Origin of the sequence: Pseudomonas sp. HS6-2 (assembly GCF_049325675.2) — a bacterium.
GTDB classification, from domain to species: domain Bacteria; phylum Pseudomonadota; class Gammaproteobacteria; order Pseudomonadales; family Pseudomonadaceae; genus Aquipseudomonas; species Aquipseudomonas putida_N.
Genome location: NZ_CM143906.1, coordinates 4169197 through 4195419 on the forward strand (window position 1 = coordinate 4169197; position 26223 = coordinate 4195419).

The 26223-nt window shown below is 62.5% G+C and carries 25 protein-coding genes and 4 tRNA genes; 9 read left to right on the forward strand and 20 right to left on the reverse strand.

The window, feature by feature from the left end; all coding sequences use genetic code 11:
- Nucleotides 1-70 precede the first annotated feature (70 nt).
- Both ACOKS3_RS19455 and ACOKS3_RS19460 read right to left on the reverse strand, forming a co-directional pair.
- Nucleotides 71-352: a hypothetical protein gene (locus ACOKS3_RS19455; RefSeq protein ID WP_027919636.1), complete on the reverse strand. Its 282-nt coding sequence runs from the start codon at nucleotides 350-352 to the stop codon at nucleotides 71-73.
- A 58-nt stretch (nucleotides 353-410) separates the two neighbouring features.
- On the reverse strand, nucleotides 411-1016 hold the full coding sequence (locus tag ACOKS3_RS19460; RefSeq protein ID WP_422763904.1) for an arylesterase: 606 nt from the start codon (nucleotides 1014-1016) through the stop codon (nucleotides 411-413).
- A 10-nt stretch (nucleotides 1017-1026) separates the two neighbouring features.
- On the opposite strand from ACOKS3_RS19460, the gene ACOKS3_RS19465 reads away from it, so the two are divergent.
- Together ACOKS3_RS19465 and ACOKS3_RS19470 are read left to right on the forward strand one after the other, a co-directional pair.
- Nucleotides 1027-1710 carry an ABC transporter ATP-binding protein gene (locus ACOKS3_RS19465; RefSeq protein ID WP_103448154.1) on the forward strand — a complete coding sequence of 228 codons (684 nt, stop codon included), beginning with the start codon at nucleotides 1027-1029 and terminating at the stop codon, nucleotides 1708-1710.
- A complete protein-coding gene (locus ACOKS3_RS19470; RefSeq protein WP_422763905.1) occupies nucleotides 1710-4217 on the forward strand; it encodes an ABC transporter permease in 2508 nt (835 codons plus the stop codon). Before ACOKS3_RS19465 ends, ACOKS3_RS19470 begins: the two co-directional genes overlap by 1 nt.
- Before the next feature lie 44 nt (nucleotides 4218-4261).
- Here ACOKS3_RS19470 and greB read toward each other — a convergent pair whose 3' ends face one another.
- The 4 genes from greB to ACOKS3_RS19490 all read right to left on the reverse strand — a co-directional run bounded on the left by greB (nucleotide 4262) and on the right by ACOKS3_RS19490 (nucleotide 7236).
- A complete protein-coding gene (gene greB, locus ACOKS3_RS19475) occupies nucleotides 4262-4735 on the reverse strand; it encodes a transcription elongation factor GreB (protein WP_103448156.1) in 474 nt (157 codons plus the stop codon).
- Between the two features lie 11 nt (nucleotides 4736-4746).
- Nucleotides 4747-5055: a hypothetical protein gene (locus ACOKS3_RS19480; RefSeq protein ID WP_103448157.1), complete on the reverse strand. Its 309-nt coding sequence runs from the start codon at nucleotides 5053-5055 to the stop codon at nucleotides 4747-4749.
- A gap of 226 nt (nucleotides 5056-5281) precedes the next feature.
- On the reverse strand, nucleotides 5282-5716 hold the full coding sequence (locus ACOKS3_RS19485; protein ID WP_159409591.1) for a DoxX family protein: 435 nt from the start codon (nucleotides 5714-5716) through the stop codon (nucleotides 5282-5284).
- 113 nt (nucleotides 5717-5829) lie between these two features.
- On the reverse strand, nucleotides 5830-7236 hold the full coding sequence (locus ACOKS3_RS19490) for an MltF family protein (protein ID WP_422763906.1): 1407 nt from the start codon (nucleotides 7234-7236) through the stop codon (nucleotides 5830-5832).
- Nucleotides 7237-7394: 158 nt separating this feature from the next.
- On the opposite strand from ACOKS3_RS19490, the gene ACOKS3_RS19495 reads away from it, so the two are divergent.
- The 3 genes from ACOKS3_RS19495 to ACOKS3_RS19505 all read left to right on the forward strand — a co-directional run bounded on the left by ACOKS3_RS19495 (nucleotide 7395) and on the right by ACOKS3_RS19505 (nucleotide 10227).
- Nucleotides 7395-8192, forward strand: a complete 798-nt coding sequence (locus ACOKS3_RS19495; protein WP_422763907.1) for a TatD family hydrolase — start codon at nucleotides 7395-7397, stop codon at nucleotides 8190-8192.
- An 88-nt stretch (nucleotides 8193-8280) separates the two neighbouring features.
- Entirely contained in the window at nucleotides 8281-9759 is a 1479-nt protein-coding gene (locus ACOKS3_RS19500; protein WP_103448161.1) for a methyl-accepting chemotaxis protein, read from the forward strand.
- A gap of 99 nt (nucleotides 9760-9858) precedes the next feature.
- The gene (locus ACOKS3_RS19505; protein ID WP_103448162.1) at nucleotides 9859-10227 is read left to right on the forward strand and encodes an Mpo1-like protein; all 369 of its coding nucleotides are present in this window, start codon (nucleotides 9859-9861) and stop codon (nucleotides 10225-10227) included.
- Nucleotides 10228-10230: 3 nt separating this feature from the next.
- Here ACOKS3_RS19505 and ACOKS3_RS19510 read toward each other — a convergent pair whose 3' ends face one another.
- The 3 genes from ACOKS3_RS19510 to ACOKS3_RS19520 form a co-directional block, all read right to left on the reverse strand.
- Nucleotides 10231-11028, reverse strand: coding sequence for an acyl-CoA thioesterase (locus ACOKS3_RS19510; protein ID WP_103448163.1), 798 nt, complete (start codon nucleotides 11026-11028; stop codon nucleotides 10231-10233).
- 82 nt (nucleotides 11029-11110) lie between these two features.
- Nucleotides 11111-11890 carry a CHAD domain-containing protein gene (locus ACOKS3_RS19515; RefSeq protein WP_103448164.1) on the reverse strand — a complete coding sequence of 260 codons (780 nt, stop codon included), beginning with the start codon at nucleotides 11888-11890 and terminating at the stop codon, nucleotides 11111-11113.
- Nucleotides 11891-11904: 14 nt separating this feature from the next.
- Nucleotides 11905-12183 carry a hypothetical protein gene (locus ACOKS3_RS19520; RefSeq protein WP_103448165.1) on the reverse strand — a complete coding sequence of 93 codons (279 nt, stop codon included), beginning with the start codon at nucleotides 12181-12183 and terminating at the stop codon, nucleotides 11905-11907.
- Nucleotides 12184-12348: 165 nt separating this feature from the next.
- Between ACOKS3_RS19520 and ACOKS3_RS19525 the strand changes: the two genes are divergently transcribed.
- Nucleotides 12349-13389, forward strand: coding sequence for a patatin-like phospholipase family protein (locus tag ACOKS3_RS19525; protein ID WP_103448166.1), 1041 nt, complete (start codon nucleotides 12349-12351; stop codon nucleotides 13387-13389).
- Between the two features lie 66 nt (nucleotides 13390-13455).
- On the opposite strand, the gene ACOKS3_RS19530 is transcribed toward ACOKS3_RS19525, so the two are convergent.
- The 11 genes from ACOKS3_RS19530 to ACOKS3_RS19580 all read right to left on the reverse strand — a co-directional run bounded on the left by ACOKS3_RS19530 (nucleotide 13456) and on the right by ACOKS3_RS19580 (nucleotide 23203).
- Nucleotides 13456-15327 (reverse strand): SurA N-terminal domain-containing protein, encoded by a 1872-nt coding sequence (locus ACOKS3_RS19530; protein WP_103448167.1) that lies wholly within the window; start codon nucleotides 15325-15327, stop codon nucleotides 13456-13458.
- A gap of 183 nt (nucleotides 15328-15510) precedes the next feature.
- The gene (hupB, locus tag ACOKS3_RS19535; protein ID WP_103448168.1) at nucleotides 15511-15783 is read right to left on the reverse strand and encodes a nucleoid-associated protein HU-beta; all 273 of its coding nucleotides are present in this window, start codon (nucleotides 15781-15783) and stop codon (nucleotides 15511-15513) included.
- 152 nt (nucleotides 15784-15935) lie between these two features.
- Nucleotides 15936-18332 (reverse strand): endopeptidase La, encoded by a 2397-nt coding sequence (gene lon, locus ACOKS3_RS19540; RefSeq protein ID WP_103448169.1) that lies wholly within the window; start codon nucleotides 18330-18332, stop codon nucleotides 15936-15938.
- Between the two features lie 165 nt (nucleotides 18333-18497).
- Nucleotides 18498-19781 (reverse strand): ATP-dependent Clp protease ATP-binding subunit ClpX, encoded by a 1284-nt coding sequence (clpX, locus tag ACOKS3_RS19545; RefSeq protein ID WP_103448170.1) that lies wholly within the window; start codon nucleotides 19779-19781, stop codon nucleotides 18498-18500.
- A gap of 108 nt (nucleotides 19782-19889) precedes the next feature.
- Nucleotides 19890-20531 (reverse strand): ATP-dependent Clp endopeptidase proteolytic subunit ClpP, encoded by a 642-nt coding sequence (clpP, locus tag ACOKS3_RS19550; protein WP_003250240.1) that lies wholly within the window; start codon nucleotides 20529-20531, stop codon nucleotides 19890-19892.
- A gap of 91 nt (nucleotides 20532-20622) precedes the next feature.
- Nucleotides 20623-21936: a trigger factor gene (gene tig, locus ACOKS3_RS19555; protein WP_103448171.1), complete on the reverse strand. Its 1314-nt coding sequence runs from the start codon at nucleotides 21934-21936 to the stop codon at nucleotides 20623-20625.
- A gap of 249 nt (nucleotides 21937-22185) precedes the next feature.
- Complete coding sequence (locus ACOKS3_RS19560) at nucleotides 22186-22485, reverse strand: DUF6388 family protein (RefSeq protein ID WP_422763908.1); 300 nt, start codon at nucleotides 22483-22485, stop codon at nucleotides 22186-22188.
- 261 nt (nucleotides 22486-22746) lie between these two features.
- Nucleotides 22747-22822 (reverse strand) — tRNA-His (locus tag ACOKS3_RS19565).
- Between the two features lie 44 nt (nucleotides 22823-22866).
- A tRNA-Leu gene (locus ACOKS3_RS19570) sits at nucleotides 22867-22951 on the reverse strand.
- Nucleotides 22952-23007: 56 nt separating this feature from the next.
- Nucleotides 23008-23083, reverse strand: a tRNA-His gene (locus ACOKS3_RS19575).
- Between the two features lie 43 nt (nucleotides 23084-23126).
- Nucleotides 23127-23203: transfer RNA gene (locus tag ACOKS3_RS19580), tRNA-Arg, on the reverse strand.
- A gap of 270 nt (nucleotides 23204-23473) precedes the next feature.
- Between ACOKS3_RS19580 and folD the strand changes: the two genes are divergently transcribed.
- From folD to ACOKS3_RS19595, 3 genes are all read left to right on the forward strand, one after another.
- The gene (gene folD / locus ACOKS3_RS19585) at nucleotides 23474-24328 is read left to right on the forward strand and encodes a bifunctional methylenetetrahydrofolate dehydrogenase/methenyltetrahydrofolate cyclohydrolase FolD (protein ID WP_422763909.1); all 855 of its coding nucleotides are present in this window, start codon (nucleotides 23474-23476) and stop codon (nucleotides 24326-24328) included.
- A 258-nt stretch (nucleotides 24329-24586) separates the two neighbouring features.
- Nucleotides 24587-25651: an ornithine cyclodeaminase gene (locus ACOKS3_RS19590; protein ID WP_103448174.1), complete on the forward strand. Its 1065-nt coding sequence runs from the start codon at nucleotides 24587-24589 to the stop codon at nucleotides 25649-25651.
- 75 nt (nucleotides 25652-25726) lie between these two features.
- Nucleotides 25727-26218: an Lrp/AsnC family transcriptional regulator gene (locus tag ACOKS3_RS19595; RefSeq protein WP_103448175.1), complete on the forward strand. Its 492-nt coding sequence runs from the start codon at nucleotides 25727-25729 to the stop codon at nucleotides 26216-26218.
- The last annotated feature ends 5 nt before the right edge of the window (nucleotides 26219-26223 follow it).

Here is a 26223-nt window from a genome sequence, read left to right on the forward strand (position 1 = left end):
GGAGGCGTTGGCACCTTACAAGCGTTTCAGATGATGAAAGGTGCACACAGTTGCGCACCTTAGATTCAGCTCAGAGCTCAGGCCAGACCGGCCGCATACCGCGGCGCTGGGCATCGAGAATCGCCCGACACAGGTCGCACAGGCGCCCGTCACGGTAGATGCTGCGAGGCACACCGGACCAGCGCGGCTGCGCAGGCAGCAGGCCGCCGCACAAGGTACGGTCGACCGGCACGCCGAGCTCGAGTTGACGGGCCACGAGGTGGACGCGGATTTCCTGGCAAGCGAACAGGTCGAGCTGTTCATCGGGCTCGATCAGTTGGTAGGCAAACAAGGACCAGGCAGGGCGCGGCATCGGGGGCTCTCGAAACGGGGGGCGCAACATTAGCCGAAAGCCGGCCCCGTTTAAAGCGTCACAACAAGGGTTTTATCGCCGGCCAGGCATTTTCCAGCAAACGCTGCTGGGCACCCTGTGCCGGATGGATGCCATCGGCCTGCATCATCCCCGGCACACCGCCCACCCCTTCGAGGAAGAACGGCACCAGCGCCACCTTTTTTTCCGTTGCCAGCTGTTCGTAGACGTTGGCGAAGGCCGTGGTATATCGCACGCCATAGTTCGGTGGCAGGCGCATGCCCAGCAGCAGCACCTTGGCCCCCGCCGTGCGGGCACTCTCGACCATCGAGGCAAGATTTTGTTGCAATTGCTGCGGAGGCTGCCCGCGCAGGCCATCATTGCCCCCCAACTCCAGCACAACCAGGCTCGGCTTGTGTGCTGCAAGCAGCGCCGGCAGCCGCGCCTGGCCACCTGCACTGGTGTCGCCACTGATCGACGCGTTGACCACCTGATCGTCGAAACCTTCGTCCTTGAGCCGGGTCTGCAACAAAGAGACCCACCCCTGGCGGGTATCCAGGCCAAAACCGGCGCTGATACTATCGCCGACAACCAGCAATGTTCCCGCCGCCGCGCTCTGGGCCAGGCAATACAGGGCCAGACCGGCACTCAACCACCACACTCGCATCGGATTCTCCATGGGCCCCAGCATTCTCGTTGCGCAGAACCTTAGCAAAGTGGTCCCCAGTGCGGAAGGTGACCTGACCATCCTCCACGCCCTGTCCCTCGACCTTGCCCAGGGCGACAGCTTGGCCATCGTCGGCGCCTCCGGCTCGGGCAAGTCGACCCTTCTCGGGCTGCTCGCCGGCCTCGACCGCCCCAGCGCCGGCCAGGTCATCCTCGCCGGGCACGACCTCGGCCCGCTGGACGAGGACCAGCGCGCCAGGGTCCGCGCCGAGCATGTCGGTTTCGTCTTTCAGTCGTTCCAGCTGCTCGACAGCCTCAACGCCCTGGAAAACGTGATGCTACCTCTGGAACTGGACGGTCGGCGCGACGCCCGCGAGCACGCCCGCACCCTGCTGGAGCGGGTCGGCCTTGGCAAGCGCCTGGCCCACACCCCGCGCCAGCTTTCCGGTGGCGAGCAGCAGCGGGTCGCCATCGCCCGCGCCTTCGCCGCACAACCGGCAGTGCTGTTCGCAGACGAACCCACCGGCAACCTCGACAGCCATACCGGCGAGCGTATCAGCGACCTGCTGTTCGAGCTGAACAAGGAGCGCGGCACCACCTTGGTGCTGGTCACCCATGACGAGCGCCTGGCTCGCCGCTGCCGGCGCCAGATCCGCCTGGACGCAGGCCGCCTGGTGGCGCCGGTGGAGGCCTGATGAAGCATATGCCGCTGTCCCGCCTGTGCGGCCTGGCCTTGCGCCAGCTGCTGCGCGACATCCGCGCCAGCGAAGTGCGCGTACTGTTCTTTGCCCTGCTGGTGGCGGTGGCCGCCAGCACCGCCATCGGCTATTTCGGCGCCCGCCTGAATGGCGCGATGCAACTGCGCGCCAGCGAGTTCCTCGGCGCCGACCTGGTATTGCAAGGCAGCGCACCGGCCCGCGAAGAACAGCTCAGCGAGGGCCAGGCGCTGGGGCTGCGGCATGCCCAGGTCGTGGAGTTCACCAGCGTGGTGGGCGGCGATGCCGGCATCCAGCTTTCGAGCATCAAGGCGGTCGATGGTGCCTATCCATTGCGCGGCCAGGTGCGCAGTGCCGCCGCGCCCTACGCCGAGGAAACTCCTGGCGGCGGCCCGGCACCGGGAGAAGCCTGGGTCGAACCTCGCCTGCTCGCGGCCCTGGGACTGAAGGTTGGCGACAGCATCGACGTCGGCATGAAGACCTTGCGCATGAGCCGCGTGCTGACCTACGAACCAGACCGTGCCAACAACTTCTACAGCCTGACGCCCCGGGTGATGATGAACCTGGCGGACCTGCAGGCTACCGGGGTCATCCAGCCCGGCAGCCGGGTTTCCTACCGCGACCTGTGGCGCGGCAATGCCGAAGCCCTCGCGCACTATCGCCAGGCCGTGGAAAACAACCTTGCCGCCAGCCAGCGCCTGCTCGACACCCGCGATGGCAACCGGCAGATCGGCGGTGCCCTGGGCAAAGCCGAGCGCTACCTGAACATGGCCAGCTTGGTGGCCGTGCTGCTGGCGGGCGTGGCCGTGGCGCTGTCGGCCAGCCGCTACGCTACGCGCCGCCTGGATGCCAGCGCCCTGCTGCGCTGCCTGGGGCTGTCGCGGCACCAGGCACTGGGGCTGTATTGCCTGCAACTGGCAATGCTTGGCCTGGTCGCGGCCCTGGCCGGCGCCCTGCTCGGCTGGCTGGCGCAACTGGGCCTGTTCCGCCTGCTGCATGGCCTGCTGCCCACCGAAGTGCCGGCCGGAGGCCTGCTGCCGGCACTGGCCGGCATCGCCACCGGCCTGGTGGCCCTGGCCGGCTTTGCCTTGCCGCCGCTGGCCGCGCTGGGCCAGGTGCCACCGTTGCGCGTACTGCGTCGCGATCTGCTGCCCGTGCCACCGAGCAGCTGGCTGGTGTATGGCGCCGCCCTGCTCGCCCTGGGCCTGATCATGTGGCGCCTGAGCCTTGACCTGCTACTGACCTTCGCCCTGCTGGGCGGCGGCCTGATCGCCGCGCTGCTGCTGGGCGGGCTGCTTCTGCTCGGCTTGCAGAGCCTGCGCAAGGCGCTCGCCGACGCACCTCTGGCCTGGCGCCTGGGCCTCGGCCAATTGCTGCGCCACCCGATGGCCGCTGCCGGGCAAGCCCTGGCCTTTGGCCTGATCTTGTTGGCCATGGCTCTGGTTGCGCTGCTGCGGGCAGAGCTGCTCGACAACTGGCAGGCCCAGCTGCCCAAGGACGCCCCCAACCATTTTGCCCTGAACATCCTGCCCACTGACCGCGAACCGTTCGCCCAGCGCCTGCACGATGTGAATGCCCACTCGGCACCGCTGTATCCGGTGACCCCCGGCCGGCTGATTCAGATAAACGACCAACCGGTGCAGCAGATCGTCAGCAAGGATTCCGCCGGCGAGCGAGCCGTGCAACGCGACCTCAGCCTGACCTGGGCGGCCGACCTGCCTCAGGGCAATGAGCTGAGCGCAGGCAGTTGGTGGCAAGCGTTGCCTGGCAGCGATGAAATCCCCGGCGTGTCGGTCGAGGCCGAGCTGGCTGCCAGCCTCAAGCTGCATCTGGGCGACTTGCTGACCTTCGACATCGGCGGCGAGCAGCGCCAGGCGCGGGTCAGCAGCCTGCGTAGCGTGCATTGGGACAGCTTTCAGCCGAACTTCTACATGATCTTCCAGCCGGGCACCCTGCAGGGGCTGCCAACCACCTACCTGACCAGCTTCTATCTGGCGCCAGGCCATGACCTGGATGTGGTGGCGCTGTCGCGGGCGTTTCCGGCGGTGACCATCCTGCAGGTCGATGCCTTGCTCGAGCAGCTACGCAGCATCCTCGCCCAGGTCACCCTGGCGGTCGAATATGTGTTGCTGTTCGTGCTGGCGGCGGGGCTTGCCGTGTTGTTCGCCGGGCTGCAGGCGACGCTCGACGAACGGATTCGCCAAGGTGCCTTGCTGCGGGCACTGGGCGCCGCTCGCCCCTTGTTGGTCAAGGCACGGCGCATCGAGTTCGGTTTGCTGGGGGCGGCCAGTGGCGCCTTGGCGGCGCTGGGGTGCGAGTTGATAACCTGGGTGCTGTATCGCTATGCGTTCGACCTGCAGTGGAGCCCGCATCCGTGGCTGCTGGTGCTGCCGCTGGTCGGGGCGCTGCTGGTGGGCGGGGCCGGGGTACTGGGCACTCAGCGAGCCTTGAATGCCAGCCCACTGGCAGTACTGAGGGAGACCTGATGCTTGCATGTACCGGCCTTAGCGTCGGTACATGCGATAACAATTCATTGCCCGTAATCGATACTGTTCACATACCAGGTTGCTTGACCGGTCGGTGTATTCACCAGCACTTCATCGCCCTCCTCCTTCTTGAGCAGGGCCCGGGCCATCGGCGAGTCGATCGAGATATAGTCGTTACGGCCATAAATCTCGTCATACCCGACAATGCGAAACTTCATGGTCTCGCCGCCATCGTTCTCGATTTCGACCCAGGCACCGAAGAACACCTTGCCTTCCTGCTGCGGCGAGTAGGCGACCACCTTCACGTCCTCGAGGCGCTTGCGCAGATAGCGGACCCGACGGTCGATCTCGCGCAGCAACTTCTTGTTGTACTGGTAGTCGGCATTCTCGCTGCGATCACCCAGCGAAGCGGCCCAGGTCACTTTCTGGGTGATTTCCGGGCGATAGACCCGCCACAGATGATCCAGCTCCTTCTTAAGGGCCTCGTGACCTTCCGTGGTGATGATGTTGGTGCTCAACGGCGCGCTCCTCAGCGTCGGGTAATCAGGCCCTGACGCGCGATGCGGGTAAGCTGGCCAATGACTTCGGCCGCGTCTTCCCGGGCAGGTGCCTGGATCACCGCCAGGTCGAAGCGATCATTGCCGAACTGCTCCAGGCGGCAGGCGTCTTCGGCAAACTGGATAAGAAAGGCGCGGGCCTGGCCCTTGCGACGCGACAAGCCTTCAAGGTGACGCAAGAGCGTGGGCTGATGCTGGCCACCGAGCAGGATGCGCGGTGTGCGGGAAGCCTGGCTGGCTGGTAGTGGGCTCAAACAGACACTGGTACGTGGACAACTCATGGAGTTTCTCTCCGCCTCGCGAATCCCGCTGGGCAGCGGTGGGAGGCGTCACCGAACCAGCGCTTTAGCGGTATTTCGGATGACCCGGAGAGGGGGCCAGTCCTGCGCCCCGCAAGTAGCTGTTTAAATCGGCGCAGGCGGTATGCTAGAGCGACAAGCCGCAAGCTGCAAGCCCCAAGCTGAAATGTGTTCGGCTTGGGGCTTGCAGCTTGCAATTGGTGATCTGTCAGCGGGCGATCAGGCGGTCGAGGGACAAGCGGCCCGCGCCTTCGATCAGTACCGCCACGGTGCCGGCCAGCAGCGCCAGGGCGAACTCATAGCCGTTGTTGGACATGAACAAGCCATTGTTGATGTGCACCGAGAAGATCGCCACCACCAGGGTCACCGTCAGCGCCAGTGCTGCCGGGCGTGCCAACAGGCCGATCACCAGGGCCAGGCCGCCGAAGAACTCGGCGCTACCGGACAACAGGGCCATCAGGTAGCCCGGCGCCAGACCGATGCTTTCCATCCATTGGCCGGTGCCTTCCAGGCCGTAGCCACCGAACAGGCCGAACAGTTTCTGCGCACCGTGCGCCATGAAGATCACACCGACGAGGATGCGGATCACGCTGAGGCCCAGGCCAGCGCGGGTGGAGAGCAGTTTGCTGATTGCGTTGTTCATTTCGAAGCGTCCTTGAAACTGGGATGTTGTGTTGGGATGGGCGCTATAATAATCAATTCATTCAATATTAAAATCGCAAAAAACCCAACATAACAATCGACAAAATCGATTTGTCAGCGACTGACCACACGCTCCAGTGCCGGGCGTTCGCGATTGAACGCCAGGAAGTACTTGTTGACGCTGTTGACGAAATTGACCGGCCCCATGCCGACCTGCTCCATGGCGATGCGCTCGGTCTGAAAGAACCACTGATTGCCGTTGAGGCCGCGCTTGCGGGCCTCGGCGCGCATGGCCTGGACCCGCTCCGGGCCAAGGTTGTAGGCCGCCAGCACAAACGCCATGCGCTCGCGCTCATTGATCTGCGGGCTGGCGAAGAACTTGCGACGGATCAGCGCCAGGTAGCGCGCACTGGCCTGGACATTGCCATCGACCGAGCCGGTGTCGCTGACTCCCACCCGTTGCGCTGCCGACGGGGTGATCTGCATCAGGCCGTGTGCTCCGCCGCTGCCGCGTGCCGCGGGGTTCAGGGTGGACTCCTTGAAGGCCAGGGCCGCCAGGTTCAACCAGTCGATCTGCTGCGCTTCACCGTGCTTCTGCAATACCGGGCGCAGCGCGTTCAAGCGCTGGCGGTCCTTGCGCGCCAATGGGTTGTGCACACGGTACTGGCGCCGGTAGATGCGCTCGAAGGCCGCATCCTGGTTTTCCGGTGCATGATAACCCTGTAGAAAGCGGTCAACCGTGGCCAGCAGCATGGTCGCATCACGCCGCACATACCAACGCATGGCCTGTGCCTGCCCCAGCTGCACCCGGCTGTCCAGGCGCAGGTTAGGCATGACCCTGGCCCAGCGCTGGGCAATCGGGCGCTCCACCATGGTCAGTGGATAGATACCGGCCTGCACCATCTCCAGCACATCTTCCACCGCCAGGGTCGAATCGACCCATTCGATCTTGATCGGCGCCCGCTTGCGCAGCGCCAGCTGCTGGTTGAGCTGCTGAATCACCGCCCCTGCCGCGCTGGCGCTGGTCAATGCCACCGTACGCCCGGATAACTGCTCGGCACGGGTGTAGCTGCGCTCCCCCTTGCGCCCGACCAGCAGCAACGGCAGTTGGTCCAGCACCGGCGCACTGCTGTTGACCCCACCTGTCACGGCCGGGTCAAGCAGTTCGCCCGGTGCGGCCAGGTCACCCTCACCGCGCTGCAAGGCACCGAGCAATTGCTCCTTGGCCCGTGGAATGATCTTCAGGCGGATCTGCTGGCCATCGCCGGCCCGGGCATTGAGGTAATGCTCAAGCCCACGCAGGCGGTAATACTCGATACCCACCGGCTCGCCCTTGATCTCACCGGAGCTGTTGCGGCTCTGGTTGACCAGCACACGCAGCACCTTGGTACTGCGGATCTGCTGCAGGTCACGGGCCGAGTTCACCGGCACGTTCTGCTGTGGCCCCGATAGCCGTGCATAGGCCGGACCGACCGTGGTCAGCCCGAGCATCAGCAACAGGGTCAGCAGGTATCGCAGCATGCGAATTCGTGTCCGTGGTCGGTGGGCGGCAGCCATGGTGGTATGCGCGGTCGTGAGAAATGACGGTAAAAGACCACGGCAAACGCCTGAAGTTCTTGGTTTTTTCCGAATATCACGCTTTTTGCTATGCTGGCCGCCCCGCGGCACGAGGTAGCACCATGCAACTGATCGATATCGGCGTCAACCTGACCAACAGCAGTTTCCACGGCCAGCAGGCCGCCATCGTCGAGCGCGCCATCGAGGCCGGCGTGGTCCAGATGGTCCTGACCGGCACCAGCCTGGAGGTCAGCGAGCAGGCGCTGGAACTCTGCCAGCAGCTCGATGGCGACGGCCAGCACCTGTTCGCGACAGCGGGCGTGCACCCTCACGATGCCAAGTCCTGGGATGGCAACAGCGAGCGGCAACTGCGCCAACTCCTGGCTGAAGCACGGGTGCGTGCCGTGGGTGAATGCGGGCTGGATTTCAACCGTGATTTCTCCCCTCGCCCACTGCAGGAGAAGGCCCTGGAAGCCCAGTTGGCGATGGCGGCCGAGCTGCGCCTGCCGGTGTTCCTGCACGAACGCGATGCCAGCGAGCGCCTGCTGGCCATCCTCAAGGATTACCGCGACCACCTGCCAGCCGCCGTGGTGCATTGCTTTACCGGTGAGCGTGAAGCCTTGTTCGCCTACCTGGACATGGACCTGCACATCGGCATCACCGGCTGGATCTGTGACGAGCGTCGTGGCACCCACCTGCATCCGCTGGTGGCAAATATTGCCGAGGGCCGGCTGATGTTGGAGAGCGATGCGCCTTACCTGCTGCCACGCAGCCTGCGGCCGAAGCCGAAGAACAGCCGCAACGAGCCGGCATTCCTGACCGAGGTGCTGCGCGAAGTGGCGCTACACCGCAACGAGAGTATCGAGCACTGCGCCCAGCACACCAGTGCCACGGCCAAGGCCTTCTTCCAGCTTCCTTGACGCATGTCATGAAGCGTTCTCGAGTGCGCGGGCACAATGATGGCACCTTGCCAATAATGTTTCCGCTCAACTCAGAGAAGACCTACCCATGGGTGCCTGGCTTAGCAATATTTCCCTGAAGTACAAATTCTGGGCCGTCAACGCGGTGGCCTTCGTCACGACCTTGCTGCTTGTACTGTACGCGGTGCACCTGGAGCAACGCGCCCGCGCCGATGCCGCCCAGGCCCAGGCGCAAGCACAGGCCGAACTGCTGGCCGCCTGGCCCACCGGGCAGGCCTTGCCCCGCCAGGCCAACCTGATCACCTGGCTACCCGGCCAGACCCCGACTTACGCGGGTGAAGATCTCGAAGCCCTGGCCAATGCACAAGGCTGGGTAGCACTGCCGGCCGCCTGGATCCTCGGCGACAACCCGCTGCGCGGCGCCCAGGTGCTGCGCCATGGCGACCAGCAACTGGCCGTGCTGGCAGCCGCGCCAAGCCTGCGCCAGGTGTTCCTCGACCGCTTCAGCAACTACGCTTTCTGCGTGCTGATTCTGATGCTGGCGATGCTCGGTGCCTCGCAGCTGCTGATCCGCTTCCTGCTCAGCCAGCTCAATACCCTCAAGGACGTCATGCTGCACGTGGAGAGGACCGGCGACCTGTCGGCCCGCGTGCCCCTGGCCTGCGGTGACGAAGTCGGCCAGATGGCCGGCGCCTTCAACGCCATGCAAGCCACTTACCACCGCGTGGTCAGCACCGTCGCCCACACCGCCGCGCAGCTGGACTCCGGGGCCGCGCGCCTGGCCGCGAGCATGAACGACGTGCGCCACGGCATGCTCGGCCAACAGAGCGAAACCGACCAGGCGGCCACGGCGATCAACGAAATGTCGGCCACCGTGCACCACATTGCCCAGCATGCTGGCGCCACTCGGGACTTGTCGCAGACTGCCGACACCCTTGCCGGCAGCGGCAAGGAAGTGGTCAGCCGGGTACAGGATTCGATCTCCGGGCTTTCCAGCGGCGTTCAGCAAACCGCCGAAATGATTCGTCAGCTCGCCGACGACAGCCAGAAGATCAACAGCGTGGTCGGGGTCATTCACAGCATTGCCGAGCAGACCAACCTGCTGGCACTCAACGCGGCCATCGAAGCCGCCCGCGCTGGCGACTTGGGCCGTGGTTTTGCCGTGGTTGCCGATGAAGTGCGCAACCTGGCCAAGCGCGTACAGACCTCCACCGACGAAATCACCCGAATGGTTGCCGACCTGCAAGCCGGCACCCGCGACGCAGTGGAGTTCATGCAGGAAAGTTCGTACAAGGCCGACGACTGCGTCCGCCAGGCCCAGGAGGCCGGCGCGGCACTGGCCGAAATTACCGGCGCGGTCGCCCAGATGCGCGAGAGCAATACGCAGATCGCCGTCGCCGCCGAGCAGCAAAGCCAGGTGGCCGAAGAAATGAACCGCGCGGTGGTGAGCATCCGCGATGTCACCGAACAGACCGTGCAGCAGACCGTCGGCTCGGCCACCACCAGCAGCCAACTGGCGACCCTGGCCGGCGAGCTGAGCAAAGCCATTGGCCAGCTCAAGCTATAGTCGCCATAGCCACCCTCGATTGGCCCCGTAACCGGGGCCGCACTAAGCTTTGGGCATGCCTGTAACGTACAGCGCGACGAACATCGCGAGGACCTGCCCATGAGCAAACGACTGACCAACCTGCACGCCTGGCAATGGCGTGGCTACCACCACAATCACCGGCACCCGACCAACCTGGTGTTGCACCTGATTGCCGTACCGCTGTTCATCCTCGGTGCCCTGCTGGTGCTGTCAGGCCTGTTCGCCCTGGACCTGGGCCAGATCGCCGTCGGCGTCATTGCCCTGATCGCGGGCCTGGGCCTGCAACGCCACGGGCATCGCCTGGAAGCCGAACAGCCGGAACCGTTCGCCAACCGCAAGGACGCCGTGCAGAGGCTGCTCACCGAGCAGTTCATCACGTTCCCACGCTTCGTTCTCAGCGGTGCCTGGTGGAAGGCGTGGCGCGAACGGCACAAGCATCGGCGCTGATGATCAGGCGAACACCGTGACCGTTTGCCGGCTCAAGGCCAGCAGCTCCCCTTCTGCACTCCACAATGCTGCCGCTGCATGGCCATAGCCGTCACGCGCATGTTCGGTCTCGACACGGTAATAGCACCAGTCCAGCGTGGACAGTTTCGCCGTCGGCTGGATGAATTCAATGGTCCAGGTCAGCGTACTGCCCGCTGCCGGCTGCTTGAGGAACGGCAACAGGCTCGGTGGCCAGGCGTCCACTAGCGCCAGCAGGTGCGCCTCGTTGACCTGCTCTTGGGCAACATCACGCAAGCGCACCCAACCACCCATGTGACGCGACGAGTTGCCGCTGAACGGCAGACCGCCAACCGCCCAACGCAAGGCGACATGGCGCATGAACTCCGGAGTGACGCCCTTGATGTAAGGCAACTCCGCGGCCGCTTGTTCAAGCGGTTTCATCTCCACGGCGGGCGCCGCCGCAACATCGACCACCGATGGCCGACCCGCACCGAAGTTACCCTGCACCAGCGTAACCACCTGACCATCCTGAATGGCGCGACCCAGCAGCGTGCTGACCGCCTTGCCCTCACGCAGCACTTCGACCTCGAAACGAATGGGCACATCCGCTGCCGCCGGGCTGACGAAGCTGATGGCCAGCGAACGCACCGGGCGATCATCGGTGAGCTTCAGGCGCATGTTTTCGTAAACCAGGGCCGCCATCAGGCCGCCGAACACGGCGCGCCCCTGAGCCCAGCTGGGCGGAATTCTGACCGCGTCAGGGTTTTCCCGAACGGCTTCGAGCAATTGGTTGAAATTCATCGGCCGGCTCCTGGCTCTTACCTGTAGCAAAAGGACCGCCAATACTAGCCAGCAAACCCCGGCCGATCAGCCCGCATATCGGTCATTTGCCGGGCTGACGCCGCTTTACCGCGGCCTGCAGCGCATCAAGGGTGTCATCGGATGTGCGCTCGGCCTCGTGCAGTTCCTGCTCCCAGTCGACCATGCAAGGTGCCAGGTCGGGGTGGTCCTTGGCCTGCAGCAACCACTGCAGGCGGTCATGCCAATCACCCAGATCGCCTTGGGCCTTCTTCAACAGGCGTTGCAGCTTCTTGCCGGCATGATCGAGCTGCGGATAGGCCTCATCACCATAGCGCACACGCTTGATCAGCAGGCGCAAGCGATGGCGATCATGGGCGGGGTCCTGCAGGGCCTCGCGCAGTTTGTGCCACTGCTTGACCAGGCGCTTGTCGACACGCTTGTCCAGCGACTTGGCCAGCCCCTCTCGTTCCGCTGCCCGCAAGAACAGCGGGAACGCATCGACGATCGCCAGCACCCGGGTCAGCTGCGGGCTGGCGGCAACGCTGGCAAAGGTCCTGTCGCGCTCCGCCAGGCGTAACTGCCCGGCTTCGGCATAGCCGCGCCCGATGAGTTCGGCAGCCAGCACCTCACGATCACGCAGAGGCGTGGTCAAGGTACCCAAAGACTTGGCCGCCTCCTCCAGTTGCTCCACACCCGGCAGCCCCTGCAGCGGCCGCAGCAGGCTGCGCAGGCGCCGCAGAGTGGTCCGCAGGTCGTGCAGGGCCTCGCTGTCGGTATTGGCGTCCAGGCGCTCGCGACAGGCCAGCAGACGCACCTGCAAGGCCAGCAACTGGGCAACGACATGATCGAGCATGACGGACATGTGATGCTCCTTGGTCAGCGCCCGGCGCGCGACTCACGAATGTAGAAGCGGGCCTTTTCGGCTTTGTGGGTACACCCTTCGTACCCTTCGAACTGCTGCTGCGTCTTGGCCCCGGTCAGCAGCGACAGGGCCTTGGAATAGCTGACGGTGCCGGCGAACCCTTCGGCCTTGGCCAGGTCCAGCTCCTTCCAGGCGCCATCCAGCTGAGTCGCGCAGCTTTCGCGGTAGGCGGTCTTGCCCGCGCAGCCTGCAAGGGCCAGGGCAATCAATGGAAGGCAGATCCAGGCTTTCATCAGTAATACCTCAAAGGTCAAAAGAGTGGCTGTTCGACGCCTGTACACCTGAAAAGTGCCAGGCTCGATATGCTTTGCTTAGAGTAGTTCAGCGCAGTCTGGATTGAAGCACAGGCCGCGATGAGTGCATTGTAGGACCATGGTTGTACCAGCCGGGGAAAGCTCATGAGCAAACGCGTGGCATTGGTGTTGGGATCGGGAGGCGCTCGTGGGTATGCCCATATCGGCGTGATCGAGGAAATCGAACGGCGCGGCTACGACATCGCCTGCATCGCCGGCTGCTCCATGGGCGCGGTGATTGGCGGTATCTACGCGGCAGGCAAACTGGAGGAATATCGCAACTGGATCGAAAGCCTGGACTACCTGGACGTGCTGCGCCTGGTCGACGTCAGCTTTCGCCTTGGTGCCATCCGCGGTGACAAGGTGTTCGGCCAGATTCGCAAAATTGTCGGCGACATGAACATCGAGCAGTTGCGCATACCTTACACAGCGGTAGCGACCGACCTTACCAACCAGCAGGAAATCTGGTTCCAGGAAGGCTGCCTGCATCAGGCCATGCGCGCCTCGGCGGCGATACCGAGCCTGTTCACACCCGTGATGCAGGGCAACCGCATGCTGGTCGACGGCGGCATTCTCAACCCGCTGCCGATCGTCCCGGTGGTATCCAGCCACTGTGACCTGATCATCGCGGTCAATCTTAACGCCACCAACCAGAAGCAGTATCAGTTGCCGGTGATCGAGCGGCCCGCCGCCTTCAAGATGCGTTTCGACGCCCTGCTCAGCTCACTGGGCTCGCGCCTGCCATTTCGGCGCAAGCCGGCCGAAGAGCTGATTCGCATCGAGCAGGAGATCGTCGCCGAAGGGCTGGCACCGCCCAACCCGTGGCTGGCCGACACTGCCGACCCCGAGGCACAGCAACCCGCCGCTGCGCCCGAACGTGAAGGCGCACCGAAGTCGGCGACCGGCTCGTTCATCATCGACAACGTCGGGCCGGCCTCGCTGCTCGACCTGATCAACCAGAGCTTCGAGGTGATGCAGACGTCACTGGCACAGTACAAGATTGCCGGCTATCCGCCGGATGTGCTGATCAACGTGCCCAAGCGGGTGTGCCGGTTCTTCGAGTTCTACAAGGCGCCGGAACTGATTGCGCTGGGGCGAGAGATTGCGCGGGATACGCTGGACAATTACGAAGGCAAGAAACGTTAGGCCGGTACGGGCGGTAGAAATGAAACAGGCCGCATCGCGCGGCCTGTTTCGTCATGCATCCATCACTCAGTAGCGGGTGATGTCGGCAGTGCCTTCCAGCTGCTTGCGGTAAGCCGCAAAGTCCTGCTGGCCAGCACGCGATGCGAGGTAGCGGCGGATCTGCTGCTTCTCGTCGTCGCTGGCGGTGGCACCTTCGTTGACGCCCTTGAGCTGCAGCACGACCAGGCTGCCGTCGGCCAGGACCACGCTGCCGTACACCGGCTTGTCCTTGGCTTGCGGCTTGGCCAGGCGGAACAGCGCCTGCAGCTCGGCCGGATCGATACCGTCCTGACCACGGGTCACGGCTTCGTGAGTCTTCCATTCCTGACCGTCGTGAGCGCCAGCGGCAGCGATGGAGCCGTCACGCAGACCGGCAATCAGCTTGTCCGCCTTGGTCTTGAGTTCGGCAGTCGCCTTCTCCTTGGCCAGGTGTTCGCTGATGTTCTTGGCCACGGCCTCCAGCGGCAGTTGCTCCGGCTTGCGGTGCTCCTTGACGCGCAGCACCACGGTGGTTTCCGGGTCCAGCTCGATGGCGGTGCTGTTGGCACCTTCATCCATCACTTCTTCGGAGAACGCAGCCTGAATCACGCCACGGTTGGCCGTGATGCCCTCGCCGCCTTCGCGGCCGAACGGAGCGGAAGTCTGCACCTTGAGGTTCAGGTCCTGGGCCGGCTGGGCCAGGTCGGAAGCCTCGTAGGCGGCATCCTGCAGCTGCTTGCTGGCATCGACGTAACGCTGCTCGACCAGCGGGGTCTTCAGGTCGCGGGTCAGCTTGTCCTTCAGGCTGGCGAAGCTCGGGACTTCCGGCGCCTGCTTGCCCAGCAGCTTGATCAGGTGGTAACCGAACTCGGTACGCACCGGGGCCGATACCTGGCCGTCGTTGAGCTTGTACAGGCTGTCTTCGAAGGCCGGGTCATACACGCCCGGGCCGGCGAAGCCGAGGTCACCGCCATTGCTGGCAGAGCCTGGGTCCTGGGAGAACTCCTTGGCCAGCTTGGCGAAGTCTTCGCCCTTGGCCAGGCGCTGCTCGATCTCTTCGGCCTTGGCCTTGGCCTGGGCGTCGGTGACCTTGTCGTTGACCTCGATGAGGATATGCGCGGCATGGCGCTGCTCGGCGAGGTTGGCGACTTCCTTCTCGTACTGGGCCTTGAGTTCTTCGTCGGTGACCTTGACCTGGTCGAAGAACGCCGACTTTTTCAGCTCGATGTAGTCGATGACCACCTGGTCCGGAGTCATGAACTCCTTGGCGTGCTGGTCGTAATGCGCCTTGACCTCGTCATCGCTGACCTTGACCGCTGCCGGGTTGGCCTTGAAGGTCAGGGAAGCGAAGTCGCGGGTCTGGTTTTCCAGGCGGGCAAAGGCGTCGACCTGCTGGTCGGTGACGAAGCTGCTGCCGGCAATACCGGTACGCAGCTGGCCGATCAGCATCTCTTCCCCGAGCATGTCGCGGAATTGCATGCGGCCATAGCCCATCTGGCGGATGACCTGGTCGAAACGATCGGCGCTGAACTTGCCATCGACCTGGAATTCCGGCGTCTGCAGGATCACTTGATCCAGCGCGGCTTCGGAGAAGGCGAACTTGGCGTCTTCGGCACCCTGCAGCAGCAGTTTTCGATCGATCAGGCCCTTGAGCGCAGAGTCGCGCAGCAGCTTTTCATCCAGCAGCGCTGGGTCAAAATCCTTGCCCAGCTGTTGCATCAGCTGGCGGCGCTGCATGTCGGCGGCCTGGCTCAGCTCGTTCAGGCTGATGGTGTGGCCGTTCACCTTGGCCGCGTCCTGGCTGTGGGTGGCGGCCTTGAAAATGGCTTCAAAGCCGGTCAACGCCATCAACACGACGATGAGGCCAATGATGGTCTTGGCAATCCAACCTTGTGAATTGTCCCTGATATTTTGCAGCATGCGTCCCCCAGAAACGGCTGTACCACTGCGTCGACAACCGCGGAGCGTGGGTAGAATCCTGATAAAAGAAAGGCGCATCCGAGGATGCGCCTTTTCTTAGCAAACGTGTCAGGCGGGAACGTTTGCGGCCCGCCATCAGCGTGCTCGGACCTGGCCAGGCCAGGTCCGGCTGAAAGAGACGACTTAGTTGACGGCGTCTTTCAGGCCTTTGCCAGCCTTGAAACCTGGAACCTTGGCAGCAGCGATCTTGATCGCCTTGCCGGTTTGTGGGTTACGGCCGGTGCGCTCGGCGCGCTCTTTGACCGAGAAGGTACCGAAGCCAACCAGAACGACGTCGTCGCCTGCTTTCAGGGCGCCAGTTACGGAGTCGATCACAGCGTCCAGAGCTTTGCCGGCGGCAGCCTTGGAAATGTCAGCCGATGCAGCGATAGCGTCAATCAGTTCCGACTTGTTCACTCTAAGTCCCCTTATTTCTCTATTGAGTTTGTTTCTAAGTATGTAAAGAAAAGCTTATGAAACGTGTGCCGGGTGGCAGCTTGACAATAGCGTGCCGCTTTATAGCAAGGCCCAGAAAAAACTGTCAAGGAAAGCCCCCCAGCCAAAAACTACTAGTGCGTGCTGATTCTTTCCTTAGCATCGCCGTCGCGTTTGTCATCTTTAGCGACAATCTCCGGAGCCACATCTGGCAAGGGCTCCGGGGCGTATTGCAGCGCAATTTGCAGGACTTCGTCAATCCATTTGACCGGTTTGATCTGCAGATCCTGTTTGATATTTTCCGGAATTTCCTTCAGATCGCGAACATTCTCCTCGGGAATGATCACTGTCTTGATCCCGCCACGGTGTGCGGCCAGCAGCTTTTCCTTCAACCCGCCGATGGCCAGCACCTGCCCACGCAGGGTGATTTCACCGGTCATGGCCACGTCGGCGCGTACCGGAATCTGCGTCAGCGCGGACACCAGCGCGGTGCACATGCCGATACCAGCGCTCGGGCCGTCCTTCGGCGTGGCACCTTCGGGCATGTGGATATGCACGTCGTGCTTCTCGTGGAAGTCGGCGGCAATCCCCAGGCTGCGGGCGCGGCTGCGGACCACGGTCTGCGCGGCCGTGATCGACTCGACCATGACATCACCCAGCGAGCCGGTCTTGATCAGCTGGCCCTTGCCAGGGATGACGACCGACTCGATGGTCAGCAATTCGCCGCCCACCTGGGTCCAGGCAAGGCCGGTGACCTGGCCGATCTGATCCTGCTGCTCGGCCAGACCGTAACGGAACTTGCGCACGCCAAGCAGGTGCTCGAGCTGCTCGCTGGTGACCTTGACCTTGACCTGTTTCTGCCCGGTATGTTCCTTGACCACCTTGCGGCAGACTTTGGCGATCTGGCGCTCCAGGCCACGCACACCGGCTTCGCGGGTGTAATAACGGATGATGTCGCGAATCGCCGAGACGTCGATGTCCAGCTCTTCGGTCTTCAAACCGTTGGCCTTGACCTGCTTGGGCGTCAGGTACTTGACCGCGATGTTGATCTTCTCGTCCTCGGTGTAGCCCGGCAGGCGGATGACCTCCATGCGGTCGAGCAGCGCCGGCGGAATATTCATCGAGTTCGAGGTGCACAGGAACATCACATCCGAGAGGTCGTAGTCGACTTCCAGGTAGTGGTCGTTGAAATTGTGGTTCTGCTCCGGGTCGAGCACTTCCAGCAGCGCCGAAGCCGGGTCGCCACGCATGTCGCTACCCATCTTGTCGATCTCGTCGAGCAGGAACAGCGGGTTACGCACACCGACCTTGGTCATCTTCTGGATCAGGCGGCCAGGCATCGAACCGATGTAGGTACGACGGTGACCACGAATCTCGGCCTCGTCACGCACGCCGCCCAAGGCCATGCGCACGAACTTGCGATTGGTCGCGGCAGCGATCGACTCGGCCAGCGAAGTCTTGCCCACGCCAGGCGGGCCAACCAGGCACAGTACCGGACCGCGGATCTTCTTCACCCGCTTCTGCACGGCGAGGTACTCGAGAATCCGCTCCTTGACCTCTTCAAGGCCATAGTGGTCGGCATCGAGGATTTCCTCGGCCTTGGCCAGGTCCAGACGCACCTTGCTCTGGGCCTTCCACGGCACCTGCACGAGCCAGTCGAGGTACGAGCGCACCACGGTGGCTTCGGCAGACATTGGCGACATCTGCTTGAGCTTGTTCAGCTCGGCCTGGGCCTTGGCCAAGGCATCTTTCGGCAGGCCGGCGGCTTCGATGCGCTTTTTCAGCTCTTCGACTTCGTTGTGGCCTTCGTCGCCATCGCCGAGCTCCTTCTGAATGGCCTTCATCTGCTCATTCAGGTAGTACTCGCGCTGGCTGCGCTCCATCTGCTTCTTGACCCGGCCACGAATACGCTTCTCGACCTGCAACAGGTCGATTTCGGCATCCAGCAGTGCCAGCACGTGCTCGACACGGGTCGCCAGGTCGACGATCTCGAGGATTTCCTGCTTCTGCTCGATTTTCAGCGCCATGTGCGCGGCCATGGTATCGACCAGGCGACCAGGCTCTTCGATGCTGTTCAGCGACGACAGCACTTCGGCGGGGACTTTCTTGCCCAGCTGCACATACTGCTCGAACTGCGACAGCAGCGTGCGCACGAAGACTTCCGACTCGCGCTCGGCAGCGTCGCTTTCGTCGATCAGGGAGACTTCGGCACGGATGTGCCCTTCAACTTCGGTGAAACGCTCGACCGCACCGCGCTGCTCGCCCTCGACCAGCACCTTGACAGTGCCATCGGGCAGCTTCAGCAGTTGCAATACGGTAGCGATGGTACCGACCCGATACAGGGCGTCTTCGCCTGGATCGTCATCGGCCGGGTTCTTCTGGGCCAGTAGCAGGATCTGCTTCTCGCCCGTCATCGCGGCCTCGAGGGCTTCGATAGACTTCTCACGCCCCACGAACAGTGGGATGACCATGTGCGGATAGACGACGACATCGCGCAATGGCAAAAGAGGCAAGTCGAGGGTGGTCTTCATGATTTCGCCTCTACAGCGGCCTTATGGCCGGAAACCGGTGGAAATGATGCTTGGACCTAATGTGGGGGCACGCTTGGGAAATTACAAGCGCTTGCATAGGAAAAGCAGAAAGGGGCCCGTAGGCCCCTTTCTTGCTTGCTGCCATCACCCGGCATTTACCTGAAATCAGGCGTCGGGCGCGGCCTTGGCTTGCGGCTCGCTGTTCTCGTAGATCATCAGCGGCTGCGAAGTGCCTTCGATGACGCTCTCGTCGATCACCACCTTGCTGACATCCTTCAGCGAAGGAATCTCGTACATGGTGTCGAGCAGCACGCCTTCCAGGATCGAACGCAGGCCACGGGCGCCAGTCTTGCGCTCCAGGGCCTTGCGCGCGACGGCCTTGAGGGCGTCGGTGCGGAACTCGAGGTCCACGCTTTCCATCTCGAACAGCTTGGCATACTGCTTGGTCAGGGCATTCTTCGGCTCGGTGAGGATCTGCATCAGCGCAGGCTCGTCCAGCTCGTCGAGGGTCGCCAAAACCGGCAAGCGACCGACGAACTCAGGGATCAGGCCAAACTTGACCAGATCGTCCGGTTCGACTTCACGCAGCGATTCGCCAACCTTCTTGCCCTCTTCCTTGCTGCGTACTTCGGCGCCGAAACCGATGCCACCCTTGGTGGAGCGGTTCTGGATGACCTTTTCCAGGCCGGAGAAGGCGCCACCGCAGATGAACAGGATGTTGCGGGTATCAACCTGCAGGAATTCCTGTTGCGGGTGCTTGCGGCCGCCCTGCGGCGGAACCGAAGCAACGGTGCCTTCAATCAGCTTCAGCAGTGCCTGTTGCACGCCCTCGCCCGAAACGTCACGGGTGATGGACGGGTTGTCCGACTTGCGGGAGATCTTGTCGATCTCGTCGATGTAGACAATGCCCATCTGGGCCTTTTCCACGTCGTAGTCGCACTTCTGCAGCAGTTTCTGAATGATGTTCTCGACGTCCTCACCCACATAACCGGCTTCGGTCAGGGTGGTGGCGTCTGCAATGGTGAACGGTACGTTCAGCAACCGTGCAAGGGTTTCGGCGAGCAGGGTCTTGCCCGAGCCGGTAGGCCCGATGAGCAGGATGTTGCTCTTGCCGAGTTCGACTTCGTCGCCCTTCTTGTCACGCTGGTTCAGGCGCTTGTAGTGGTTGTACACCGCCACCGCCAGCACCTTCTTCGCGCGCTCCTGACCGATGACGTACTGGTCCAGGATGCCGCTGATTTCTTTCGGCGAAGGCAATTTGTGCGCGCTGCTCTCGGCCTGGGCTTCCTGCACCTCCTCACGGATGATGTCGTTGCACAGGTCGACGCACTCGTCGCAGATAAATACCGAGGGCCCGGCAATCAGTTTGCGCACTTCGTGCTGGCTTTTGCCGCAGAAGGAGCAATAAAGCAATTTGCCGCTGTCCTCGCCGTTACGGGTGTCAGTCATTCGATCGATCCAATCCGGTAGGCTTGCAACACAAGATGAAGGCAATTGCGGGCTTTTTCAAGTCCGCAGGTAGGCGCTTTCCGCACCTACCTGCTCTGGCACCTGGGTTCAGGAGGCCAGTTGCCGCTTGTCGTACACCGAGTCGATCAGGCCGTACTCGGCCGCGCGCGAGGCGCTCATGAAATTGTCACGTTCGGTGTCACGCTTGATGGTCTCGAGTTCCTGGCCAGTGTGGTAGGCCAGCAGCTCGTTCAGGCGCGCCTTGATATTGAGGATTTCCTGGGCGTGAATCTCGATATCGGTAGCCTGGCCCTGGAAACCGCCCAGTGGCTGGTGGATCATCACGCGCGAGTTCGGCAGGCAGTGACGCTTGCCCTTGGCACCCGCGGCCAACAGGAACGCACCCATGCTGCAGGCCTGGCCGATGCAGATGGTCGAGACGTCCGGCTTGATGAATTGCATGGTGTCGTAGATCGACATGCCGGCAGTCACCGAACCGCCTGGGGAGTTGATGTACAGATGGATATCCTTGTCCGGGTTTTCCGCCTCAAGGAACAGCAGCTGCGCCACTACCAGGTTGGCCATGTAATCCTCTACCGGGCCAACCAGGAAGATCACTCGCTCCTTCAACAGGCGCGAGTAGATGTCGTAGGCACGTTCGCCACGGGCGGACTGCTCGATAACCATCGGGACCAGGCCGCCTGCGGCCTGGATGTCAGAGCTCTGCTGAATATAAGAATTGCGGGACATGTCCTGCGCTCACTCCCAAATAGTCATGGCTTGATAACGCACAAGCCAGCTCGAAGGCTGGCTTGTGGGGGTTTCCTACGAGAGAAGCCTGTTACTCAGCGTCGGCAGGAGCCTGTGCTGGCTTAACGGCATCTTCGTACGAGACCGATTTGTCGGTCACAGTCGCTTTCTGCAGAACAGTATCTACAACTTGCTCTTCCAGCACAACCGAACGAACTTCGTTCAGCTGCTGGTCGTTCTTGTAGTACCAGGAGATGACCTGCTCAGGCTCTTGGTAAGCCGAAGCCATTTCTTCGATCATTTCGCGAACCTTGCCTTCGTCCGGCTTCAGGTCGAACTGCTTGACCACTTCGGCGACGATCAGGCCCAGCACCACACGGCGCTTGGCTTGCTCTTCGAACAGCTCGGCCGGCAGTTGCTCAGGCTTGATGTTGCCACCGAACTGCTGAACAGCCTGGACGCGCAGACGGTTGACTTCGTTTTCCAGCAGGGCCTTTGGCACTTCGATCGGGTTGGCGGCCAGCAGACCGTCCATGACCTGGTTCTTGACCTTGGTCTTGATCGCCTGACGCAGCTCACGCTCCATGTTCTTGCGAACTTCGGTGCGGAAGCCTTCCAGGGTCGTTTCCTTGATGCCGAACTGGGCGAAGAATTCTTCGTTCAGCTCTGGCAGCGCAGGGGCCGATACGCTGTTGACGGTGATGGTGAACTCGGCGGCCTTGCCAGCCAGGTCCAGGTTCTGGTAGTCCTCTGGGAAGGTCACGTTGACAACGCGCTCTTCGCCAGCCTTGGCGCCAACCAGGCCATCTTCGAAGCCTGGGATCATGCGGCCGGAACCCAGTACCAGCTGGGTGCCCTTGGCGGAACCACCGGCGAACACCTCACCGTCGACCTTGCCGACGAAGTCGATGTTGACCTGGTCGTCGTTCTGCGCAGCGCGCTCGACAGCCTCGAAGCGGGTGTTCTGCTTGCGCAGGACTTCCAGCATGTTGTCCAGGTCGGCGTCAGCCACTTCGGCGCTCAGGCGCTCGACGTTGATCGACTCGAAGCCGGCAACGGTGAACTCTGGGAACACTTCGAAGATGGCAACGAATTCCAGGTCCTTGCCCTTCTCGAAGGACTTCGGCTCGACGGCCGGAGCGCCAGCCGGGTTCAGCTTCTGCTCGACGATGGCTTCGTAGAAGGAAGCCTGGACCAGGTCACCGAACGCCTCTTGACGGGCATCGGCTTCGAAACGCTGACGGATCACGCTCATCGGCACCTTGCCTGGGCGGAAGCCCGCGACCTTGGCGCGCTTGGCAGTCTGTTGCAGACGCTTGTTGACTTCGTTCTCGACGCGCTCGGCCGGAACGGCGATGGTCATGCGGCGCTCGAGAGCGGAAGTGTTTTCAACAGAAACTTGCATGGATATTCCTCGTTGCACAGACGTTAGCCGGCGATAGCCCGACTCCAGAATCAAGGGCAAGCATTCTAGTGAGTCACGCACCAGAAGTCACCCCACCCGGGACGACGGGAAACCTCGCCGGTCGATTAACTTGCATGGCCCGCACGGTGAAGTGCCAAGCCTCTATATATAGAGGGCTGCATACCTCCCAATGGGTGGCACACAACCGAAATACCTTGTCAAACAACCGTCAGCTTGAAAGCGACCTGCTTATTCAGGATCGATCTCATTGAACTGGCAGTACTCCTCCCACTCCACACCCAACGCCTCAGCCACTTCGCGATGGGTCTCCAGGCGCATGGCCTGCAGTTGCTCGGGGCTTTCGGCAATCAGCTGCAGCGCCAGCTCCCAGGGCTGAATACCCTGCTCATCGGCGGCATCCTCGAATGCCCACTCGATCTGCTGGGCCTGCTCACGCGTGTCCAGCTCGCGGATTTCCTCGAGCAGTTGCCGATTGGCTTCGGCAAAGCGCTGCAGCGCCAAGGCCTGGCGGGCTTCTTTTGCAATCATCGGGGTGTTCCTCTGCCGGCCAAATGGGCCGGTGTTTCAACCGGCTGAAATCTAACAGCTTTTATTGGGGTGTCACCAGAGGATTACAAGGGGCGAGATGGAGTTATGGCTGCGACGATTTCAGCTTGAGCCTTCCCGCGCCCGGGAGAACGAGCGCCGCCCGCGCGGCGCTCAATCTCGCAGACACTGCAAGGCTCAGGCGAAACACCCCAGAAACAACAAAGGCGCCCGATCTCACGATCAAGGCGCCTTCAAAAAATATGGGGTGGACGATGGGAATCGAACCCACGACAACTGGAATCACAATCCAGCGCTCTACCAACTGAGCTACGCCCACCATATTGCGGTGTTTCAGTGTTGCGATACAACCTTACAGAAGCATGGTGCGGACGAAGAGACTCGAACTCTTACAGCTTGCGCCGCTGGAACCTAAATCCAGTGTGTCTACCAATTTCACCACGTCCGCGTAACGCTTAAAACAAAGGCGCCAGATCGTTCAATCAAAGGCGCCTTCGTCGAATATGGGGTGGACGATGGGAATCGAACCCACGACAACTGGAATCACAATCCAGCGCTCTACCAACTGAGCTACGCCCACCATATTGCATTACAGCCTTACTTGCTTGCCCAAGCTGCCTAAATGGCGCACCCGGCAGGACTCGAACCTGCGACCATCCGCTTAGAAGGCGGATGCTCTATCCAGCTGAGCTACGGGCGCTTAAGCTTGAAGCCTAACCGAACAAGCCTTTAACAGATAACTGCTAAACCACTCATTCTGCCCGACCTCGCCAACCAGTGCTAGGCTGTGCCCGACAAGTGCGGCGAATCTTATAGGCGAGCCTCCAGGTCGTCAACACCTTTCTCGAAAAAATTTAATTTATTTAAGGGGTTAGGGGATTTGCCCGACCACCCGCCTTTGCCCTTGGGCGATGTCGTGCGAGAATACGCCCTCTTTATTGTTCCTTTCTCGATGGTTAATCACGCGTCTATGACTGCACACCTAATCGATGGCAAGGCGATCGCCGCCAACCTGCGCAAGCAGATCGCTCAACGTGTCGAGGAGCGTCGCCAGCAAGGCCTGCGCACTCCGGGCCTGGCGGTGATCCTGGTCGGCACCGACCCCGCCTCCCAAGTCTATGTCTCGCACAAGCGCAAGGACTGCGAAGAGGTCGGCTTCATTTCCCAGGCCTTCGACCTGCCCAGCGAGACCACGCAGCAAGCGCTGACCGAGCTGATCGACCGCCTCAACGACGATCCGGCCGTCGATGGCATCCTGCTGCAACTGCCGCTGCCGGCGCACCTGGATGCGTCGCTGCTGCTCGAGCGCATCCGCCCCGACAAAGACGTCGACGGCTTCCACCCGTACAACATCGGCCGCCTGGCCCAGCGTATCCCGCTGCTGCGCCCGTGCACGCCCAAAGGCATCATGACCCTGCTGGAAAGCACCGGCCAGGACCTTTATGGCATGAATGCGGTGATCGTCGGCGCATCCAACATCGTGGGCCGCCCGATGGCGATGGAGCTGCTGCTGGGCGGTTGCACCGTGACCGTCTGCCACCGCTTCACCAAGGACCTGGCCGGCCACGTCGGCCGCGCCGACCTGGTGGTCGTGGCAGCCGGCAAGCCTGGCCTGGTCAAGGGTGAGTGGATCAAGGAAGGAGCCATCGTCATCGACGTCGGCATCAACCGCCAGGAACACGGCAAGCTGGTCGGCGACGTGGTCTACGAGACCGCCCTGCCGCGCGCCGGCTGGATCACGCCGGTTCCGGGTGGTGTCGGGCCGATGACCCGCGCCTGCCTGCTGGAAAACACGCTGTATGCAGCCGAAGAGCTGCATAAGTGAGTAAAAACGGCACCTTTCGAGGTGCCGTTTTCATATGTACGGCCAGTTGAGGAGTTGGGCAACAGAACAGCCGTACCACGCCTTGAAAAAGATTGCCTGATGGCGGGTAGAGGTTTGCCTCAGCCGATTCTGCTGCCGCTTGGCCAAAATCAGCCAGCCCCGCTGTCGCCAGCCCCTGCTTCAGCCAGCATCGCAACGCTGCGCGTCTGACAATATCTCCACAGCCCTTACTGGAGCGTCGCCGCAAGGAGACCCGTCATGACCCGCTACATCGATGTGCAAGACCTCGCCCGCCTGGTCAACCGTAAAGGCCTGCCCACCTGCCTGGTTGAGATGGCCGAATATATCCGTCAGGACTACCTGCGCTGGCCGGCCTTCGAGAAGTGTGCACGGGTGGCCAACCACTCGCCCGATGGGGTTATCGAACTGATGCCGGTGTCCGACGCCAGCCTGTACGCCTTCAAGTACGTCAATGGCCATCCGAAGAACACCCGTCACGGCCTGCCCACGGTGATGGCCTTCGGCACCCTGGCCGATGTCGACACTGGCACACCGCTGCTGCTCAGCGAGATGACCCTGACCACCGCGATCCGCACGGCCGCCACCTCGGCACTGGCGGCACGCTATCTTGCGCGTGAAGACAGCCGCAGCATGGCGTTGATCGGCAATGGCTCACAAAGCGAATTCCAGGCCATCGCCTTCAATACCCTGGTGGGCATTGACGAAATCCGCCTGTACGACATCGACCCGACGGCCTCTGCCAAGCTGGTGGCCAATCTCGCCGGCCGCCCCGGGCTTAAGCTGAGTGTCGCCAGTTCGGTTGCCGAAGCGGTGCGCGGTGCCGACATCGTCACCACGGTCACTGCCGACAAGGCCTATGCGACCATCCTCACGCCGGACATGATCGAGCCGGGCATGCACCTGAACGCCGTGGGCGGCGACTGCCCGGGCAAGACCGAGCTGCACCGCGACATCGTCGAACAGGCGCGGGTGATCGTCGAATACGAGCCACAGAGCCGTGTCGAGGGCGAGATCCAGCAATTGCCTGGCAACTCGCCGGTGATCGAGTTCTGGCAGGTGATCGCGGGGCTTGTGCAAGGCCGCGAGCATGCCGAGCAAGTGACCTTGTTCGACTCGGTCGGGTTTGCCCTGGAAGACTACTCGGCGCTGCGCTACGTGCTCGATAGCGCACGCATGCTGGGGATCGGCCAGGACATTACGCTGGTGCCGAAGCTGGACAACCCGAAGGACCTCTATGCGCTGCTGCAACCTCGGGTAGTGGGGGCGCGCGCGATGCACAAGGCAGAAAGCGCCTGTGCCTGATACAACCCGGGGTCGCGCAGCGGCTCCGGTTTGCGCCTACCCTGTCCATGCCCTCTTTCGAAAGAAGCCCCGCGCATGGACACCAAGGACGCCAACGCCCCACCGCTGGACCGCATCGACGAAGCCATCCTCGACGTACTGCGCCACGACGGCCGCATCACCTTCGAGAAGCTCTCGACCCTGGTCCACCTCACCCCGCGCCCCTGCCTGGAGCGGGTGCGCAAGCTAGAACGCCGCGGGGTGATCCGCGGCTACGGCGCGATCATCGACCTGCAGAAACTCGCCCCTGGCCTGTCCTTGCTGGTGCTGGTGGCCCTGTCCAACCAGAGCGGGCGCGTCGCGCAGAAAGCCTTCGAGGCCACCATGCTGAAGTGCCCGGAAGTTCACGAATGCCAACTGATCAGTGGCCACTTCGATTACAGCCTGCGCCTACGCTGCCGTGACATGGAGCACTATCGGGTCCTCAGCGAAAGCTGGATGAACGACGATTCGCTGCATATCGACAAACTGGTGGCACACCCGGAGCTAGCCGCGATCAAATGCATACCGCCGTCGACCGGGCTGTAACCCGA

Excerpts from the sequence above, each read along its gene's own strand:
- ACOKS3_RS19455 (WP_027919636.1), bottom strand. The coding sequence starts at position 352 with ATGCCGCGCCCTGCCTGGTCCTTGTTTGCCTACCAACTGATCGAGCCC.
- ACOKS3_RS19460 (WP_422763904.1), bottom strand. The coding sequence starts at position 1,016 with ATGCGAGTGTGGTGGTTGAGTGCCGGTCTGGCCCTGTATTGCCTGGCC.
- ACOKS3_RS19465 (WP_103448154.1), top strand. The coding sequence starts at position 1,027 with ATGGGCCCCAGCATTCTCGTTGCGCAGAACCTTAGCAAAGTGGTCCCC.
- ACOKS3_RS19470 (WP_422763905.1), top strand. The coding sequence starts at position 1,710 with ATGAAGCATATGCCGCTGTCCCGCCTGTGCGGCCTGGCCTTGCGCCAG.
- ACOKS3_RS19480 (WP_103448157.1), bottom strand. The coding sequence starts at position 5,055 with ATGAGTTGTCCACGTACCAGTGTCTGTTTGAGCCCACTACCAGCCAGC.
- ACOKS3_RS19485 (WP_159409591.1), bottom strand. The coding sequence starts at position 5,716 with ATGAACAACGCAATCAGCAAACTGCTCTCCACCCGCGCTGGCCTGGGC.
- ACOKS3_RS19490 (WP_422763906.1), bottom strand. The coding sequence starts at position 7,236 with ATGCTGCGATACCTGCTGACCCTGTTGCTGATGCTCGGGCTGACCACG.
- ACOKS3_RS19495 (WP_422763907.1), top strand. The coding sequence starts at position 7,395 with ATGCAACTGATCGATATCGGCGTCAACCTGACCAACAGCAGTTTCCAC.
- ACOKS3_RS19500 (WP_103448161.1), top strand. The coding sequence starts at position 8,281 with ATGGGTGCCTGGCTTAGCAATATTTCCCTGAAGTACAAATTCTGGGCC.
- ACOKS3_RS19505 (WP_103448162.1), top strand. The coding sequence starts at position 9,859 with ATGAGCAAACGACTGACCAACCTGCACGCCTGGCAATGGCGTGGCTAC.
- ACOKS3_RS19510 (WP_103448163.1), bottom strand. The coding sequence starts at position 11,028 with ATGAATTTCAACCAATTGCTCGAAGCCGTTCGGGAAAACCCTGACGCG.
- ACOKS3_RS19515 (WP_103448164.1), bottom strand. The coding sequence starts at position 11,890 with ATGTCCGTCATGCTCGATCATGTCGTTGCCCAGTTGCTGGCCTTGCAG.
- ACOKS3_RS19520 (WP_103448165.1), bottom strand. The coding sequence starts at position 12,183 with ATGAAAGCCTGGATCTGCCTTCCATTGATTGCCCTGGCCCTTGCAGGC.
- ACOKS3_RS19525 (WP_103448166.1), top strand. The coding sequence starts at position 12,349 with ATGAGCAAACGCGTGGCATTGGTGTTGGGATCGGGAGGCGCTCGTGGG.
- ACOKS3_RS19530 (WP_103448167.1), bottom strand. The coding sequence starts at position 15,327 with ATGCTGCAAAATATCAGGGACAATTCACAAGGTTGGATTGCCAAGACC.
- lon (WP_103448169.1), bottom strand. The coding sequence starts at position 18,332 with ATGAAGACCACCCTCGACTTGCCTCTTTTGCCATTGCGCGATGTCGTC.
- clpX (WP_103448170.1), bottom strand. The coding sequence starts at position 19,781 with ATGACTGACACCCGTAACGGCGAGGACAGCGGCAAATTGCTTTATTGC.
- clpP (WP_003250240.1), bottom strand. The coding sequence starts at position 20,531 with ATGTCCCGCAATTCTTATATTCAGCAGAGCTCTGACATCCAGGCCGCA.
- tig (WP_103448171.1), bottom strand. The coding sequence starts at position 21,936 with ATGCAAGTTTCTGTTGAAAACACTTCCGCTCTCGAGCGCCGCATGACC.
- ACOKS3_RS19560 (WP_422763908.1), bottom strand. The coding sequence starts at position 22,485 with ATGATTGCAAAAGAAGCCCGCCAGGCCTTGGCGCTGCAGCGCTTTGCC.
- folD (WP_422763909.1), top strand. The coding sequence starts at position 23,474 with ATGACTGCACACCTAATCGATGGCAAGGCGATCGCCGCCAACCTGCGC.
- ACOKS3_RS19590 (WP_103448174.1), top strand. The coding sequence starts at position 24,587 with ATGACCCGCTACATCGATGTGCAAGACCTCGCCCGCCTGGTCAACCGT.
- ACOKS3_RS19595 (WP_103448175.1), top strand. The coding sequence starts at position 25,727 with ATGGACACCAAGGACGCCAACGCCCCACCGCTGGACCGCATCGACGAA.